Source organism: Paenibacillus sp. SC116, from assembly GCF_024733555.1.
Taxonomy (GTDB): Bacteria; Bacillota; Bacilli; order Paenibacillales; family Paenibacillaceae; genus Paenibacillus_B.
Genome location: NZ_JANIOF010000006.1, coordinates 227582 through 245149, shown reverse-complemented (window position 1 = coordinate 245149; position 17568 = coordinate 227582). Strand labels below are relative to the sequence as shown.

14 protein-coding genes are annotated in these 17568 nt (G+C 43.3%); all 14 read right to left on the bottom strand.

The window, feature by feature from the left end; translation table 11 throughout:
• Positions 1-132: 132 nt before the first annotated feature.
• Entirely contained in the window at positions 133-714 is a 582-nt protein-coding gene (locus tag NQ117_RS21180; RefSeq protein ID WP_258280002.1) for a hypothetical protein, read from the bottom strand.
• Between the two features lie 241 nt (positions 715-955).
• A complete protein-coding gene (locus NQ117_RS21175; protein ID WP_258280001.1) occupies positions 956-4324 on the bottom strand; it encodes a DUF5704 domain-containing protein in 3369 nt (1122 codons plus the stop codon).
• Positions 4325-4336: 12 nt separating this feature from the next.
• The gene (locus NQ117_RS21170; protein ID WP_258280000.1) at positions 4337-5572 is read right to left on the bottom strand and encodes an S-layer homology domain-containing protein; all 1236 of its coding nucleotides are present in this window, start codon (positions 5570-5572) and stop codon (positions 4337-4339) included.
• A 385-nt stretch (positions 5573-5957) separates the two neighbouring features.
• The gene (locus NQ117_RS21165) at positions 5958-6605 is read right to left on the bottom strand and encodes an amino acid ABC transporter permease (protein ID WP_258279999.1); all 648 of its coding nucleotides are present in this window, start codon (positions 6603-6605) and stop codon (positions 5958-5960) included.
• Positions 6606-6620: 15 nt separating this feature from the next.
• Positions 6621-7262 carry an amino acid ABC transporter permease gene (locus NQ117_RS21160; RefSeq protein WP_258279998.1) on the bottom strand — a complete coding sequence of 214 codons (642 nt, stop codon included), beginning with the start codon at positions 7260-7262 and terminating at the stop codon, positions 6621-6623.
• 45 nt (positions 7263-7307) lie between these two features.
• Positions 7308-8126, bottom strand: coding sequence for a transporter substrate-binding domain-containing protein (locus NQ117_RS21155; RefSeq protein WP_375163104.1), 819 nt, complete (start codon positions 8124-8126; stop codon positions 7308-7310).
• 24 nt (positions 8127-8150) lie between these two features.
• On the bottom strand, positions 8151-8879 hold the full coding sequence (locus tag NQ117_RS21150; protein WP_258279997.1) for an amino acid ABC transporter ATP-binding protein: 729 nt from the start codon (positions 8877-8879) through the stop codon (positions 8151-8153).
• Positions 8880-9142: 263 nt separating this feature from the next.
• Entirely contained in the window at positions 9143-9541 is a 399-nt protein-coding gene (gene speD / locus NQ117_RS21145) for an adenosylmethionine decarboxylase (RefSeq protein ID WP_258279996.1), read from the bottom strand.
• Between the two features lie 351 nt (positions 9542-9892).
• The gene (locus NQ117_RS21140; protein WP_258279995.1) at positions 9893-10477 is read right to left on the bottom strand and encodes a non-ribosomal peptide synthetase module; all 585 of its coding nucleotides are present in this window, start codon (positions 10475-10477) and stop codon (positions 9893-9895) included.
• Between the two features lie 171 nt (positions 10478-10648).
• Complete coding sequence (gene yihA / locus NQ117_RS21135; protein ID WP_258279994.1) at positions 10649-11287, bottom strand: ribosome biogenesis GTP-binding protein YihA/YsxC; 639 nt, start codon at positions 11285-11287, stop codon at positions 10649-10651.
• Between the two features lie 154 nt (positions 11288-11441).
• Positions 11442-13766: an endopeptidase La gene (gene lon / locus NQ117_RS21130; RefSeq protein ID WP_258279993.1), complete on the bottom strand. Its 2325-nt coding sequence runs from the start codon at positions 13764-13766 to the stop codon at positions 11442-11444.
• Positions 13767-13837: 71 nt separating this feature from the next.
• Positions 13838-15577: an ATP-dependent protease LonB gene (gene lonB / locus NQ117_RS21125; protein ID WP_258279992.1), complete on the bottom strand. Its 1740-nt coding sequence runs from the start codon at positions 15575-15577 to the stop codon at positions 13838-13840.
• A 15-nt stretch (positions 15578-15592) separates the two neighbouring features.
• On the bottom strand, positions 15593-15721 hold the full coding sequence (locus NQ117_RS21120) for a hypothetical protein (RefSeq protein WP_258279991.1): 129 nt from the start codon (positions 15719-15721) through the stop codon (positions 15593-15595).
• A gap of 48 nt (positions 15722-15769) precedes the next feature.
• On the bottom strand, positions 15770-17206 hold the full coding sequence (locus tag NQ117_RS21115) for an alanine/glycine:cation symporter family protein (RefSeq protein WP_258279990.1): 1437 nt from the start codon (positions 17204-17206) through the stop codon (positions 15770-15772).
• Between the last annotated feature and the right edge of the window lie 362 nt (positions 17207-17568).

The following is a 17568-nucleotide window of genomic DNA, read 5'->3' as shown; positions in this document are numbered from 1 at the left end:
ACGTATTTAGAACATAGTTGAAATCATAATGATTATAGCATAATTCCTTCCTAACTATAGCGCTAAATATGAAGAATGTTTGAAAATGATTCCATTGTTTACGTTTCCACGACAATCTTTGCACTATACCTGCTATTCATGTCCTTTATCTGGTTGTTGTTTCGACATTTCTGTGTCTGATTCAGATGCTTCCAACAGTATTTGTGACGCTAATGTTTCCAATTCCTCCGCTTTGGATGACAGCACCTTCCCTTGCTCTGTCATAAATTGACCATAACGCTCCACAAATATAGGCATTGCTGCAGCTGCGTCAGCAATTTGTTTGCGCTCTTGCTCCTTTAATTGACGATCCCCATTAATTTGAACGACCGTGATCAAATCCACCATTTTTTCAAAAACAGCCAGTTCTGGCACACGGTCCTCTCCAACGGCTTGGCGCAACCGTTCATGCACATACTGTGCCGCGTACGCATTCGTCTTCCACTCGTTCCAACCCACAGCTGTTAAGGAAGTTTGCGCTTCCCTCATAGCCCCCTCCAGCATCTGTACATTTAAATATGCGGCTTCATAAAGCAGACGCTCAACTGCCACAGATTTTTCATTCTCATGCAGTAAATTATAAATTTGATAAGATGGCCATACGATCAGCATAAACAATAATACAACAACGATTAACGGTGAACGTCGTCCTCTGCCACGGCTTCGAACTCTCACGCCATCATCTCCTTATATGCATATATCAATGTACACGGATTAACGCATGTACACGTTCCTATATATGCACATTCTGCTATTGTATGCAGCTTCCTCAGCAGTGACAGCTAATGGACTTTTTTAATCCTAAATGTTCATGGTTGAAAATAAAAAAGAAACCGCTGGTTAGAGGTTCACCTCACCTCCAGTTCCAACAGTCTCTCCGTAGCCTTTATTTCGTTTAGTTATTCTTCATGGGACATTAATGAGTGCCCCCTACGCGATAATCGTCACGCGATGATTGTGCAGCATCGTAGAGCATCATATCGCCGTCCTTCAGCTGGAATGTGGCGCCATAAGGATCAGTGACGCTGTGAACGAAACCTTCGCGCCGCCATTGGTTGGTTAGCGGAGCATGTATGTACTGAAGATGAGGGTCATTCATACGCCCTGCACGAATCGTCTCCATGTTGAAGTTAACTACAATATAGCCATCCTTTAAAAAGAATGAAGCATCTTCCCTGAAAGAAAATTGTCGGTGCAGCGGAAACCCTTTTTGTACAACGTATACTTTCGACGGAATACCGAATTCACCATACCATTGTTGTTCAGCAGCATAGGCCCGATACGAATTAACGCCATTGGGTATTTGTGTCGGCCCATGGAATAAACGAAGCTCGCCTGGTACCTTCATATGACTGAATCCACCCGTCTTCGTGGGGCGATTAACTTGCCTTTGCCATTGCTGCATAAACACTTGCTCACTTTGTGAGAGCTGATGACGATACAACTGATAAAAGGTGCGCCCTGTCTGTTCGATTTGCAGCGGATGGAGGTTGCGTAGCCTTTCATTCAATGTAATTTCTCGCTCAATCGTATCGAATGACGAACCAATCCTTACAAAGTTCCGATCTGGTGCATGGTAATACAAATCAACATCTTGACGATGCTTGCCATCGCGACTGACGAATTCGAACGTCGGCGTAATGCGAATAGAATCGTTCGGGCCGAACATATTGCCCTTTGTCTTTAGATCGAACTTAAAATGATAGCCTGGCTTGACGGTTACATTTTTGAAGCCATCATTCGGGTGACTTCCTCGCCTGATCGGTAACGTGTAACGCGATTCATTTCCCCTTGGGTTTCCATCGATATCACGCGTTCCCACCCAATAATAGCGCCCTGTATGCTCCTTGCTCTTTTTCTGTTGACGGAAAGCAAGCTCCCAGTTCATATCCACAATATCGGTAATACGGAAATCATACACGCGTCCGATGACTTCAACAGGTACTGTATCTGTAGCTATATGGTTGTTTACTTCAAAGTTGGCGTCTTGCTGAATAAGCGTATCGGAAGGAGCATTTTCAGCAAATGATCTGAAGTGGATCGTATAGTCCCCTTCATCTACCCACACCGGCAAATAGAAGGTGGTTGCTAGATCTCTTACAGGAATGCTGATCCATGTATTCTTCGGATAAAAGGTGGATTTATCTGTACTATATACATCGAACTCAAATCTAACTTGTTTTTCTTTTATGTATTTGGCATAGTCTCGGTTACCATAGCCTAATATGTTGCGGTGCTGTCCTGATGTTGGAATATGTATTGTAAATGGTCGATCAAGAATAAACGCTCTCCTGTTGAGGTTAGGCCTCGTCTTTTGATTATGTGCGGCGTCATCCGATGCATTGGAATAGTTGACCGTAGGTGTGTGAACCGTGACAGTATTAATTCCGTTGATTGGAAACTCCTTTTCGCTGCCCCCATTCACATTTCCTGAAACAAGGTCATAATAAATAGTTCCATTACTCAGTGTATCGGTTGCATTTCTCAAACTATTGCTAATGAGCAGACCATTTTCGTAAAGTACATTTGCACCAATTGTTGTTGGAGCAGGAATACTCCCAGGCTCCGCCCCAGACTTTGATGTCCAGCTCCCCTCCATAATAGTTGAACCGTTAAAAGTTACTGTATCGTTCCGTACGTCTGACTCCCCAGTTTGGGCTTCTGCTATAGATTTCAGCATAGACTCGTCATTCGGTACAGAAGGTTTTTGGTAGCCTCCATCGAGTGTCGGTGGTGTAAACGAAATCTTCCCAGTATCTTTCGGCTTTACATGCTCCGAAGGACTAGGGCTGTGTACAGTAGACAAGGTTGGCATTGAATAGCTAGAAGGGTACAAAAATACTGTTCCACCCCTTGGTAAAGCATAATTTGTGATACTTGACCTGTTTATGCCATAAACTTCGATGTTCTTAATCTCCCAATACGAATAATCTCGTTGAAGTGTGAAAGAGTATGGTATTGTCACGGTATCAGACATTGGGATATCTGGTTGAGGTGTACATCCATTTTTAGTACAAATAGGAGACTGTTTTACTTTCCATATTAGTCCGTATGTCACGTCGACTTTGCATTGGTAACTGACCTTACCAGACATATTGGCAAATGTATGCTGGAACAGATAATTATTCGCAAAAACATTCGCGTACAATGTCTCTGATGTTGGGATCCCCTGTAAGACATCGAATCGTTCGCTCTCCCTACTGTCAGCTCTTATGACTCCAGTCGCCGCTGGAGACATGTAATTTATTTTCGGGGAAGACACTTGACTAGGAGCCCCAATAATCCAAGCGCAGCTACCACTACCTCCTCCAATTGGTATTTCGGGGTCTTTTCCACCACCTTCATCTTCATACTCAACATAAATCTTTTTATCATGATACATATAAGTATAAGAATAGAAATCTGCTTCAAAACGAGCACAGTACCACAGCTGTCTAGCGCCCGGAGCTGCCCAATCCTTATATTGTTTATCACCAATTGTATCGTATGGAAATGACTCGAAGGATTGTCCATACTTTAGCGAAAGAGAATCGCCAATTTCACTAGGATTCTTAACCCCAAAAACCGTCGTTGTCGGATCATACGTGCAAAAGCTATTATGCAATTCAACTCCAATTCCATTGGGCGCCCTAATAGATTCATAATCAGCAGTTAAATCATCAGAAACTGGGGAGACAACTTTGTTGGGTATCCAGAAATCTCCCGGAGAATTCTGTGCATCTCTTATTAGGAAGAATCCTTTCTCCAAAGGAATTTTCGACTCCAAGCGTTTATCCGTACAACCCGGAAACTTACGAAGTCTGAAGTTATCGAGAGGAACCCCTAGTCTCCCGCAATCATCACTATCATCAGAAAATTGTTCGTTCATAGCATTCCAATTATGACTCCCGCTTCTTCGATCCCAGTAATAGATTGTCCCATAATGCCCATTCCTTAATGATTGGACTTTTACTCGGGTGCCATCAAATGTTTCAGTCCCCTTAAAATTTTTCATGCCTCGTGTAAACCCTGCTACATTTCTAATTGACTTCCCGTCTTTGTCGTAAATCATCAGCGATTTAATTACTTTACCCGACGGAGCAGTAATGTCAATTGGAGCTGTATTTTTCGACTTATCTCTTGAAAAAAGTAGTCCTCCGTACTTATGATCACGAGATTCTTCTATTATTGTATATTTGACCTCTGTTCCTGAAGGAGCTGCTTGGGATTTATTTATCGGCAAGAACCCTCCTAGTAAGAGAGCTAGAAGGGAAGCAAACATCATTAAGGCGATTAATTTCCTCAAATTAATCCCCCCTTACTTTTCAAAATACGATTTTACGATCATTTCGTTTTTATATGGGGCCCCTGGTCTTCCTGGTGCCTCAATATAAATTCGAAGCATTTTGGTTTTATCAACATTGAATTTTGACTTAGAAACAATGTAAGCATCAAGAAAATTGTCCCTATGCTTCAATATTTGTGGTGAATTAGTCGTTAGTCCCGCTTCATCTTCTACAAAACCACCGAATGAAAATCTCAATCCGTTCCCATAGCGCTTTGCATCTTTAATAAATATGTCTTTCGCCCGTAGAAGAATTACATAATCATCACTAACTTCTTTAAGCTTTTTTTCAGTAGTGAACGATACCCAGCTTAACTCCTTAATAGGAGGAAGGAGTCTTCTGTTCGGGTCTTTTGGATCTGCCATGTCGATAACTATCAATTGCTGAATTTCCGCTTTATATTTGCCATCATCCGTTGTAAATGTTAACTTCTCTTTCTTCCAAGAATTAAGCCCGGCATTCGATGCCTTTGAATCATAATTTTCCGGTCGATCGAACATAGCCGCTGCAACCGTAAAAATATTCGTCTTATGCCAAAGCACCTCAGCGGCAGCAACTGCGTATTTGTCAGCAGGGAGCTTCACACCGTTCTTCACCTTAAGAATTCTTTCGATAACAGAGATCGCTTGAGCACGAGTCGTCACCCCATTAGGTGAAATCTCTCCTAGGCTTGTCCCAGAAATAATTCCACTCTTCGTTGCAAGATACATCCATTGATTCTCTTCTACCTTAGTCGTACTTCCTAGTGCCCTTACCGCAACCTTCGCCATTTCTTCACGCGTCAACGGCTTGTTCCAATCCGCATCTGCAAAATCACTCGTTACAAAAACCCCAGATGACTTGGCAGCATCTACATACTTCACATACCACGAACCACTTGATGAAGATTCAACTGGCAAATTCAATGCAGAAACCGCCATTTTCAAAAATTCCGCACGAGTCACTTTATTATTAGGTAGAAATTTTCCTGTAGGATACCCTGTTACATACCCTCTCTTAACAGCCTCATAGATTGCCCCTTCTGCCCAGTGCCCAGCTGTATCAGTGAAATTTTTAATATTGTCCGATACGGCCACTTTACCCTGTTCGGCAGCTAATCTGTTTTCGGTAGCTGAGACTGTAGCTGTTGTTGATAGACTTACTGGCAAGCTACCACCTAAAAATACAGATAGTGCCGTAATTGCAGCAAGCGATTGTTTGTTCATCATAAATAGATCCTCCTTGTAGTTGTTCGATTGATTCTCAATCTAGTTGTTTGAATATGAAAAGGGATATAGTGCGAGCGAGATGTGTATGGAAACATTGCTGTTAGAAGAGTATACCCGCATCAAGAACGTGATCTTGCATGCATCAAGTAGAATGACAGTGAAGCGATTCTGTGAAGACTGAATTAAGCAAGTGGAGAAGGAAAAATATAGGCGGTTATTACTTATATCGGCTCACCTAACCCAAGACTTAAGTCCTATATAATAAAAAAACAGCCGGACGCCCCTATATAAGGTTAACGTCCGGCTGCCTGCCGTCCACTTGTATCAATTTATTTACATTATACGCCCCAGCCCAAGATTTACAAGACAAAAATTAACAGTTCCTTTAAACACGCACCTCAATACGCTTTGCTACACTTGATATCGTAAAATTAATAATAAAATAGAACAAAGCCGCCAACAAATAAATCGGAATGACGTAGTTGAAGTTTTGCCCGCTCACCACTTTCGCGCTATGCATCAATTCCGGCAGTGAAATAATAACGGTCAGCGACGTATCCTTAATCAAGGAAATAAACTGACCTACAATAGGTGGCACCATACGCCGCAAGGCTTGCGGTAGAGTAATGAAACGCAGCGTCTGAATATAGGATAGTCCACTGGACCGTGCTGCTTCAATTTGCCCTTTATCTATCGACAGCAAGCCCGCTCGCACAATTTCCGATATCATGGCTGCTTCAAATATCGTCAGAGCTACGATTGCCGACGTAAACACGCTCATTTTAATACCAACCTCGGGCAGTGCAAAATACACAAAGAAAATGATAAGCAGCAAAGGCAAATTACGAATCGTTTCCACACATACAGTGACAATTTGAGAAAGGACAGGAATACGCGCATATCGAATAATAGCGAGCAAACAAGCTAGAATAAAGCTCAGTACAATCGCAGCTGCAGCAACTGCTATCGAGACACCTAATCCCTGCAGCAAGTACATCACATTGTCATACGAATAAGCCCCGATAAAATCCATCCTAAGCCTCCTTCCCTAACTACTTCGCGCCATTCGTCGCTCCAACGCCCGAACAGCAAAGCTAGTTGGAATAGTTAGCAACAAATAGAACAAACCAACTAACAGGTATACATTGAACGTATCAAACGTATCAGAGTTAATTTGATCACCGAAGTACATTAAATCTGCACCAGCGTATACACCTAAAATAGCGGAGTTTTTAATCAAATTCAGAAATTGATTGCCCAGCGGCGGGATTACAATCTTTATGGCTTGCGGTAGTACGATAAATCTCATCGCTTGCAAGTAGGACAGGCCCGAACACCTTGCAGCTTCGATTTGTCCTTTCGGAATAGACTGGATACCCGCACGTATCGCATCGGCAATATAAGCGGCCGTATAGATGGTGAGACCTATGCCCCCAGCAACAAAACCGCTCAATCCAAGGAAAGCCAAACCATGATAAAATATGGCTACAACAAGCAGCAAAGGGATATTGCGAATAAACTCAACGTAGGCCGTCCCTATCCACCGCAGAATCCGGATCGATGCAATCCGCATCACTGCCAGCACTGTCCCTAATACGAAGCTGCCAATTAGCGCAAACACACTAATAATTAGCGTATTTAGAAATCCCTCTACGTATCGATCCCCATGATCAATGAGCAAGGAAATCATCTTATAGTCTCCTTCCTTGGCTTCATTTAAATTAAATGGACAGTTTTACTTAGCAGGCGGCTTCTGTCCCATCCATTGTTCGTACAATTTGTCATACTCACCATTCGCCTTCATTTCCTTGATCAAATCATTAATGAGCTTTGCAAGCTGCTCATCCCCCTTGCGTACGGCTATACCGTATGGCTCATCAGTAAAGTTTCCGCCTACCATTTCAAAATTAGAGTCCTGCTGCATCATGCCTAACAAAATTGCATTATCTGTCGTTAGCGCTTCACCTTTACCAGACTTCAGCGCGGTAAAAGCCTCCTGATAATTTTCAAATTCCAGCACTTCTGCATCAGGTGCCTTTTCCTTAACATTTTTGGCTGAGGTTGAGCCTTTAACAGCGAGCACTTTCACACCTGATTTCAGATCATCGATGGAACTTACCGAGCTGCCTTTTTTCACAAGCAAAGATTGTCCCGCTTCAAAATACACATCCGTAAAATCCACCTGCTGCTTGCGCTCCTCTGTAATGGTCATCGTCGCAACAATCGCATCGATATCTCCGTTTTTCAGCATTGGGATTCTTGTCTTCGACGTTACTTCCTTCAACTCCAGCTTCTTCTCATCACCTAGCAACTTCTTCGCGACTGCCTTTGCAATATCCACATCAAATCCACGTACTTCACCAGTACCCGGATCTTTCAATCCAAATAAATTCGTATCGAACTTCACACCAATGACGAGCTTATCACGCTCCTTAGCTGTCTCTATGGCTGACTTGTTCGTGCTTCCCCCACTACATGCTGTAAGGAACAGCAATAATCCGACACAAGCAACCATCATTAAACATTTCCCTTTGGATGTAGACTTCTTATTCATACAATCCCCCCTGATTCATTTCGATTAATGATGCAGCAAACGACTAAGAAACACACGTGCACGCTCTTCTTTCGGATGAACAAAAAAATCGACTGCTGCTGCTTCCTCCACAATTTGGCCCTGATCCATAAATACAATCCGATCCGCAACCTCACGGGCAAATCCCATCTCATGGGAAACGATTACCATCGTCATGCCTTCTTTTGCAAGCGATCTCATAACATCCAGCACTTCACCAATCATTTCAGGATCCAAGGCAGAGGTCGGCTCATCAAACAACATAATGCCTGGATTCATTGCCAGACCTCGAGCGATGGCTACTCGCTGCTGCTGCCCACCAGACAATTGAGCAGGATACGCCTCTGCCTTATCCGCGATACCCACTCTCTCCAAATAAGCAAGGGCCCTTTTCTTTGCCTCATGCTCCGGCAAACCGAGCACACGAACCGGCGCCAGTGTGATGTTGTCAATTACCTTCATATGCGGGTACAAATTAAAATGCTGAAACACAATACCAATATGTTTACGGAAATGATTAAGCGGGAGTTTGCTGTCGTGGACTTGGTAACCGTTAACGATTAGATTACCTGATGAAATTTCTTCTAGGCGATTGATACAACGGAGTAGTGTACTCTTGCCTGAACCAGAAGGTCCAATCACAACAACCACCTCTCCCGTCTCAATGTGGAGATTAATATCTTTTAAAACATGAAAGGAACCATAGTGTTTATTCACCTGCTCAAAGCCGATCAATAAGATTCACCTGCCTTCACACAAGATATAGACACGAAGCACTACTACTATTTGTATGGACGTGTCCCTAATTTATTAACCAAATCTTATGTAACAACACAGGAAATACACCCTATTAACAAAAAAAGCTATCCTACCGTCACTGCGAACGAGCGACGAAAGCACAGCCTGCAAATAAAAAATCCACCGGGAAAATCCCGATGGATGGATATACTTAGCTAGTTATACGTTTAATCACATATTAAACATTCATTTATACCGTATTATACAAGTTCCTTCACTTGCATATCCGGTGTCACTACTTCAAGTTCACCAAGTCCACGAATAATTTTCTTCGCGAACGTCTTTTCCGGCTTAAGCACGGATACCAGGTAATCAATTGCGAGTTGCGGATCAACCGTCTCCCCACATGTGTAACAATCAATAGCAGCAAATCCACGCTCTGGGTAAGTGTGGATGGAAAGATGACTTTCCGACAACAAGACGAGCACTGTTGCTCCTTGTGGTTCAAATTGCTTGGATTGTACGGACAGTACCGTAGCCCCGCAAGCTTCAGCAGCTTCTACCAGCTGAGATTGGAGGTAATCAGCATTGTTGAGTAAATCAAAGTCTACCCCCCATGTGTCAACAGCAACGTGTCTTCCGAAAGTTGAATATTCCATCTTTCGTTTCCCCCTTCCTAGGAATAAAATGTTTTTTGAAACAATTTTCATCCGCTAGGACCTACGTCATTCACTTCCCGAGGGAATGCATCTCTCGCAACATACAATGTCCTGAGTGAATCCTGGTTCCTATATATGTTTTCAACGAGATTAAAAATAACATCTTGCGAACATTATTGCAAGCCCTTTTTTCAAGAAATTCCAAACTTCTTTTTTTCCGAACAATTTTTCATCGGATTTACACTATTATTCGGATGCCATTAAGCTGTATTCGTATTATAAACAAGAAAGACCGCCTCTATGTAGAGGCGGCTATTATGAGCATCGTATATGTGTATGATTCCGTATTGCTTACGCTTCTAATACAAACAATTGATGTGATAATGCATGCAACTGCTGATCAATGGATGCAACCTGATCACTTAATTCACGGTTACGCGCATCCAACAGCTCGTTGATCTGTTCACGTATAACAGCAATTTGCTGTTCCACAATATCTTGGCCATACATCATCTGCAAGTCGCGAGCAAAGTCCTTCTGTTCGTATACGATCCGAGCTTGCTCACCCTGTTGCTCTACAATTTGGCAAACCTTACCCTCAGTATATACATACTGCATTGTAAAGCCTGCAAAAATGCGGTTAACAACCGCCTCACCACGAAACTCCATTACAAGCTTATGCATGATCTGGGTTAACTTCGGGCGAAGTAAGCGACAAGACGTTACACAGACATACCGATTGCCTTGCTTCTCGAACAGGAACGTAATCGCATCACCTTGACCATCCTCAAGAACAACTTCTTGATTCCCATTGTCCATTACTTTAACACGCCAAGCTAACGTTTGGCCTGGTAATGAACTTAAAAATAAGGTTAATTGCGGCTCTGTCATCTGCATACGGGCTTTCACATATTCTGTGGCTAATCGCCTAGCCATACTTTATCTCCTCAATTCCTGAACCTTTGCTTACATTAACATTATACTACAGAGCAAAGTGTTTTTCCTCTTAGCGAGTCATTATTTTATTGAGGATTTTAGAAAAATCAGCTGGAAAACGGCATTCCACTGCAATAACAGCATTGTTTCTTGTTTTCTAGCCGTTTCAACCTATGTTTCCGATGAATTATTACCTTCTTCTAAATCTGCATCCATTTCTGGAAACGCCTCTTGAGTAATAATGTCCCACAGTTCTTCTCTTCCCATACCTGTCTCAGAAGAGAACATCACAATTGGCGTATTGGGCTTTATGCCAAGCGTAGTCTTTACCTGCTTCAAATGCTTTGGCCATTGGCTGCGCGGCAGCTTGTCCGCTTTCGTCGCTACAATACATACAGGCAGATCAAAATGAGTCAACCAATCATACATCATAACATCGTCTTTTGAAGGCGCATGACGGAGGTCAATGACTTGCATAATAAGCTTTAACGGCTCTCGATTCTGAATGTAAGCTTCAATCATACGCCCCCAAGCAGCACGTTGTGTTTTTGATACTTTAGCAAAGCCATAGCCAGGTACATCGACAAAATAAAGTTCATTATCTGTATGAATACGATAATAGTTCAATTGCTGTGTTTTACCTGGCTGCGAACTTGTACGAGCCAGATTTTTTCGCATAATAAGGCGGTTAATTAATGAGGATTTCCCTACATTTGAGCGCCCTGCCAGCGCGATTTCAGGTAGCCCGTCCTCTGGATACTGATCTGGACCTACCGCACTAATAATAAATTCTGCATTTTTAATTTTCATGTTGCTACACCATCCTTCATCAATACTACATACGCAATAACGGACGCCTAATATCGGCGCCCGCTTCATTCGTCACCACTATATATTACCTTCTATCCTACACATGCTGATTAAGGGAAATAAAAACCTCGTCGCTTACACGACTTCAGCACCTTTATTGCTCAAGCAATGCATGCTCAAGCACTTCATCCATATGACGGACGGGGACAAACACCAACTCTTGGCGAATGCTTTCAGGGATATCATCCAAGTCACGCACATTGTCGTGAGGGAAAAGTACTTTTTGAATGCCAGCTCGATGTGCAGCCAAGGACTTCTCTTTCAAGCCACCAATCGGAAGCACACGACCTCGTAAAGTAATCTCTCCTGTCATAGCAACATCCTTCGAGACATACCGCTTTGTCAAAGCTGAAACAAGTGCCGTAGCCATAGCAATCCCTGCAGACGGTCCATCCTTCGGAATAGCACCTTCTGGTACATGAATGTGTATATCCAATTTCTCATGGAATGAAGGCTCCAACTGCCATACATCGGCTTTAGAACGGATGTAGCTAAATGCCGCTTGAGCAGATTCCTTCATAACATCACCCAGCTTACCAGTCAGCAGCAGCTTGCCTGTTCCCGGAACGACTGTCACCTCGATAGTCAGCGTATCACCACCAACTTCTGTCCACGCAAGCCCCGTAACGATACCAACCTGATGTTCTGTTTCAGATTGACCATATCTGTACCGAGGCACCCCTAAAAACTCCTCTACATCAGAAGCAGTAATTCGAACCGTCTCTTCCGACTTGGAAACAATAATCTTAGCCGCCTTACGGCAAAGCGCAGCTAGACGCTGTTCTAACTGACGCACACCCGCTTCTCGCGTATATTCGCGAATGAGACGACGGATAACATCATCATCCAGTTGCAAGTGCTCTTCTTTAAGGCCATGATCGCGCATTTGCTTCTCGAATAGATGACGCTTCGCTATCTCCAGCTTCTCTAATTCCGTATAACCGGACAGCGGTATGTATTCCATACGATCAAGCAACGGACGGGGTATGTTATGAACTGCATTGGCGGTCGTCACGAACATAACTTGGGATAAGTCCACAGGCAACTCAATGAAATGATCGCTAAACGTATTGTTTTGCTCTGGATCGAGTACTTCCAACATGGCTGCCGAAGGATCCCCTCGCATGTCAGAACCCATCTTATCAATCTCATCCAAGAGCACAACTGGATTCATCGACCCCGCTGTTTTCAGCGCCTGAATAATACGCCCTGGCATCGCTCCTACATACGTTCGGCGATGACCACGAATCTCAGCTTCATCCCTTACACCACCAAGTGATATCCGTACAAACTTACGACCAAGCGACTTCGCAATGGACCGCGCCAAAGACGTTTTCCCGACACCTGGTGGTCCAACCATACACAATATCGGACCTTTTAATTGTTTAACGAGCTGCTGTACTGCAAGATACTCCAGTACCCGCTCCTTTGGTTTTTCAAGACCATAATGGTCCGCTTCCAATATAGACTCGGCTTTGTGCAAGTCCATATCATCCTCGGTGCGAGTTCCCCATGGAATTTGCATAACCCAGTCAATGTAGTTGCGAACAACAGCACCTTCAGCTGAACTAGGAGGAATCTTCTCTAGCCGATCGATTTCCTTAGCGAGCTTCTCAAGCACTTTTTCCGGTGCCTCTAGCGACTTAAGCTGCTCACGAAGCTCCTCCACTTCGCCTACACGACCCTCTTTGTCGCCTAGCTCCTTCTGGATAGCTTTCATCTGCTCGCGCAAGTAATATTCCTTCTGCGTCTTCTCAATCCGCTTCTTCACCTGCGAATGAATTTTCCGCTCCAGCTCAAGTACTTCACTTTCATTTTCCAACAACTCAAGCAGCGCTTCCAGCCGATCTCTGACATTGGAAAGCTCAAGCAAGTATTGCTTATCTTTGAGCTTAAGCGGCAAGTGACTCGCCACCATATCGGCAAACCTTCCAGGTTCCGTAATATCTGTAACTGCCGCTAACATCTCCGCCGTTACTTTTTTGGATAAAGATACATAGCTTTCGAACTTAGACAGAACCGAACGTCGGAATGCCTCTGTCTCATGCTCCGCTCCCGAGTGCTCTTCGATGAGATTCACTCTAACTTCATAGAATTCATCATTAGGTACATATTCAATAATTTCCGCCCTCGTCATGCCTTCAACAAGTACCCGAATCGTATTGTTAGGCAAACGAAGCATTTGACGAACTGTAGCTACAGTCCCCACCGGATAAATATCGTCTTGCGCAGGATCCTCTACGCTTACTTCGGATTGGGAGCACAAGAGCAGCATCTGGTCTTCAAGCATCGCTTGCTCGAGCGCTTTAACGGACTTATCACGCCCGACATCCAGATGAAGCACCATGCTTGGATAGACTAGTAGTCCTCGTAGAGGCAAAAGTGGAAGCTTTCGAACTTGTGCAAGTTTCGGCTCCATCGCATTAGCACCCCCATGATTGTCGTGTTAGATGTATATCCATTGTAACTTATCGAGCCCCAAAACACCAATTAGCACGTTGTAGAAGGGGGATTATCGCCATGTCCACCATCTGTTGGTTCTGCATGAAATAATGGTACGGCTGAGCCTCCAGAACGTTCAAATGACTTCGGCAATTGGAGCGGATCATCCTGCATCTGAGCAGCGAATGTGTGCTTAATTACTTCTTCAAAATATTCAACAGGGATAACTTGCAATCCGTTTAAATCATTAAATATCTCCTGCCAATTTTCCTTGGGGATAATTACACGAGATGCACCAGCTTGAAATGCCGCTTCTACTTTGGCAAGCACACCACCTACTGGTTTTACCCTGCCATGAACACCAATCTCTCCAGTCATTGCCAAACGATGATCAATAGACCATCCATTAATAGCAGAAGCAATTGCCACACCCATAGCTATCCCTGCAGACGGACCATCTACCGGCGATCCCCCGGGAAAGTTAATGTGCAGATCGTAATTTTTCGTCTCATAGCCACATGCTCGCAGTACCGTCAGCACATTCTCAATAGAGCCTTTCGCCATACTTTTACGACGCAGCGTACGAGCCCCACCACCATTTAACTCCTCTTCTTCAACAACACCCGTAATCGTATATTTGCCATGTCCATTTTTAACCCGAATAGCAGATACTTCGATCTCAAGCAAAGCCCCCATATTAGGGCCGTAGACCGCTAATCCGTTTACAAGTCCCACCTGTGGTGCTGTACCCACTTTTCGATCAGGCCGCGGTGTAAGCTGACTGCTGTTGATAACCCACTCTACATCAGCTGCCACTAAGGAAGAACGATGCTCTGACAGCGCTAATCCAACAGCCAACTGAATAATGTTAACCGCTTCACGACCATTTGTTGCGTATTTTTTCAACACATCGACCGCTTCTGGCGCAGGAGGAAATCCTATTTTTTTCACGGCATGTTCAGCAATACTCTCAATTTCTTCAGGCAGCAGCGGTCTAAAAAATATTTCCATGCAGCGCGAACGCAAAGCTGGCGATATTTCTTGCGGCGAACGCGTCGTTGCTCCAACAAGACGGAAATCGGCCGGCAGACCATTTTCAAAAATATCATGGATATGCGTGGGTATATTAGGATCTTCACTATTATAGTAAGCACTCTCTAGAAATACTTTTCGATCTTCCAACACCTTCAGCAGCTTGTTCATTTGAATCGGGTGAAGTTCACCAATCTCATCAATAAACAATACGCCCCCATGAGCCTTCGTCACTGCACCAGGCTTGGGCTGAGGAATGCCCGCTACCCCCATTGCACCTGCTCCTTGGTAAATTGGATCATGCACAGATCCAATGAGTGGATCAGCAATACCACGTTCGTCAAAGCGAGCTGTAGTGGCATCGATTTCTGTAAATTTTGATTCAAATGTAAATGGAGAGCTCAGGTTTTTCTTTGCTTCCTCTAAAATAACCCTTGCCGCAGCTGTTTTGCCAACTCCAGGAGGACCATAAATAATGACATGCTGCGGATTAGAACTGCATAGCGCCGCTTTCAGCGCACGCAGACCATCACGTTGGCCAACCATGTCCTTCATGGATGCAGGTCTTGTTTTCTCCGAAAGCGGCTTAGAAAGCGAGATCGACCGCATTTTGCGAAGTTTGTCCATTTCTTTGCGGGACTCCCGATCAACAGCAGTACGGTTGGACTTCTGGCTCTTCAGCAAATTCCAGAAGTATACTCCAATAATAATGGCGAAAAAAGCATTGATAAGCATTAATATCATGCTAAAATTCATCGTGTTACTCCTCCTTTAAGTGCATGTTCGCAAGCTCTTTTGCAGCACACTGAACAACTCAAGACCCATTTCACGGCATACAAAAAATCCGGTGTAGTTCAATACTTGGTAGTATTGCCCTTCACCGGATTCCTTATAAGTCATGCGAATATCTCATTATTCACACAATGAAATTGTAATTGTTTCAATCATTTATACTTTCTTGCGTTCCCAACAATCTGCATGTTTGAGGCCAGGGATCGAGTCTGCATAGAATACAGGCTCTTTACCAGCCTTACGCTGACGATTATAATCTTCCAACACTTTAAATGCCACTTTACCGAGCAGCAAGATAGCAATAAGGTTAATAAACGCCATGAAGCCCATAAACGTATCAGCCAAGTTCCAAACCAAAGAAATTTTTGCGACTGAACCCACGAGGACCATTGCTACTACAACAACACGATACGTGAGCAACCAACCTTTTTTCTTTGTAATGAACTCGATGTTACTTTGTCCGTAATAGTAGTTACCTATTAACGAAGTGAACGCGAACAGGAAGATCGCAAACGCGATGAAGTATTCTGCCCATGGACCAATTTGTGACGCTAATGCAACTTGAGTCAATTGAATACCATCTGTTTCTGTGGACAAATGTGCACCAGAGAACAAGATAATAAATGCAGTCGAGCTGCACACAAGCAATGTATCTACAAATACACCAAAGGATTGAATAATACCTTGCTTAACTGGATGACTAACTGTTGCCGTTGCCGCAGCATTTGGAGCACTACCCATACCGGCTTCATTCGAGAACAAGCCTCGTTTGATACCGTTCATGATTGCAGCACCGATACCACCGCCAACTGCTTCTTCCCAGCCAAACGCATTCATAATGATGGAGCTAAATACGGCAGGAATTTGTGTATAGTTCATCGCAACAATATAAAGCGCAATTCCGATGTACGCTAATGCCATAATCGGTACGACCGTAGCAGATACTTTTGCAATACGCTGTACGCCGCCAAAGATCGTAATCATCGTAATAACAGCCAAAATGATACCCATTGTTATTGGCTCAATGGTAAACAAATCACTGAAAGCAGCTGTTACTGTATTCGCCTGCACCGAGTTAAACACGAAGCCATAAGTGACCATAATGAGAACAGCAAACACGATGCCGAGCCAACGCGCATTAAGCGCTTTTTCCATATAGTAAGCTGGACCGCCACGGAATGCCTTTCCGTCTTTAACTTTGTACACTTGGGCTAATGTAGATTCAATAAATGCAGAGGAAGCTCCGATGATGGCAATAACCCACATCCAAAATACTGCTCCAGGACCACCTGTCTTAATTGCAATTGCAACGCCAGCTAAGTTACCGATACCAACTCGTGATGCTGTACTCATGGCAAATGCTTGGAAAGAGGATACTCCACTTTTCTTATTAGGTGTTGTCGTATCTTCTTCATTATCATTAGGGTTTCGTTCACGAACCTTGAATAGTCGGAAAATTTCCTTAACGGTTCGCACTTGAATGAACCCAGTGTTGAAAGAAAACCATAGTCCTGCACCGACTAGAATAAAGATCAGCATCAGGTACCATTTATCATTAAATAGAACAATCCATGATTCCAAAGTGTCTAACATATATCGCACCCTTTCTCTTGTTGACATTTTTCTGGATGAATCAGGTATATGTTAACTTTCTTAACATAACTTTTAAATTAATTTTACCTGATCCTTTAATAAAGTAAAATAAATAAAAGTAATGAATATGATAGAATTTATTAATCATTAGCAGCATTTTCTTGAAATATAGTGTTAAATTTATGCCTATCTTGTTATATTTGCACACCCAAAGGCAGAGAACACTCCTTATTATGAGCTTCTTTATGCCTTTTTTACTCACTCAATGATGCTATATATGTTAATTAACCTAACAAATGATACCAGAAACAACTTTCTATTACCGAAATGAATCAAAATAAACAAGCCGTACAACTGTAAAA

What these genes read in the sequence shown, in the direction of transcription:
- NQ117_RS21170 (WP_258280000.1), bottom strand. Translation starts at nt 5,572, where the DNA reads ATGATGAACAAACAATCGCTTGCTGCAATTACGGCACTATCTGTATTT.
- NQ117_RS21165 (WP_258279999.1), bottom strand. Translation starts at nt 6,605, where the DNA reads ATGGATTTTATCGGGGCTTATTCGTATGACAATGTGATGTACTTGCTG.
- NQ117_RS21160 (WP_258279998.1), bottom strand. Translation starts at nt 7,262, where the DNA reads ATGATTTCCTTGCTCATTGATCATGGGGATCGATACGTAGAGGGATTT.
- NQ117_RS21155 (WP_375163104.1), bottom strand. Translation starts at nt 8,126, where the DNA reads ATGAATAAGAAGTCTACATCCAAAGGGAAATGTTTAATGATGGTTGCT.
- speD (WP_258279996.1), bottom strand. Translation starts at nt 9,541, where the DNA reads ATGGAATATTCAACTTTCGGAAGACACGTTGCTGTTGACACATGGGGG.
- NQ117_RS21140 (WP_258279995.1), bottom strand. Translation starts at nt 10,477, where the DNA reads ATGGCTAGGCGATTAGCCACAGAATATGTGAAAGCCCGTATGCAGATG.
- yihA (WP_258279994.1), bottom strand. Translation starts at nt 11,287, where the DNA reads ATGAAAATTAAAAATGCAGAATTTATTATTAGTGCGGTAGGTCCAGAT.
- lon (WP_258279993.1), bottom strand. Translation starts at nt 13,766, where the DNA reads ATGGAGCCGAAACTTGCACAAGTTCGAAAGCTTCCACTTTTGCCTCTA.
- lonB (WP_258279992.1), bottom strand. Translation starts at nt 15,577, where the DNA reads ATGAATTTTAGCATGATATTAATGCTTATCAATGCTTTTTTCGCCATT.
- NQ117_RS21120 (WP_258279991.1), bottom strand. Translation starts at nt 15,721, where the DNA reads ATGACTTATAAGGAATCCGGTGAAGGGCAATACTACCAAGTATTGAAC.
- NQ117_RS21115 (WP_258279990.1), bottom strand. Translation starts at nt 17,206, where the DNA reads ATGTTAGACACTTTGGAATCATGGATTGTTCTATTTAATGATAAATGG.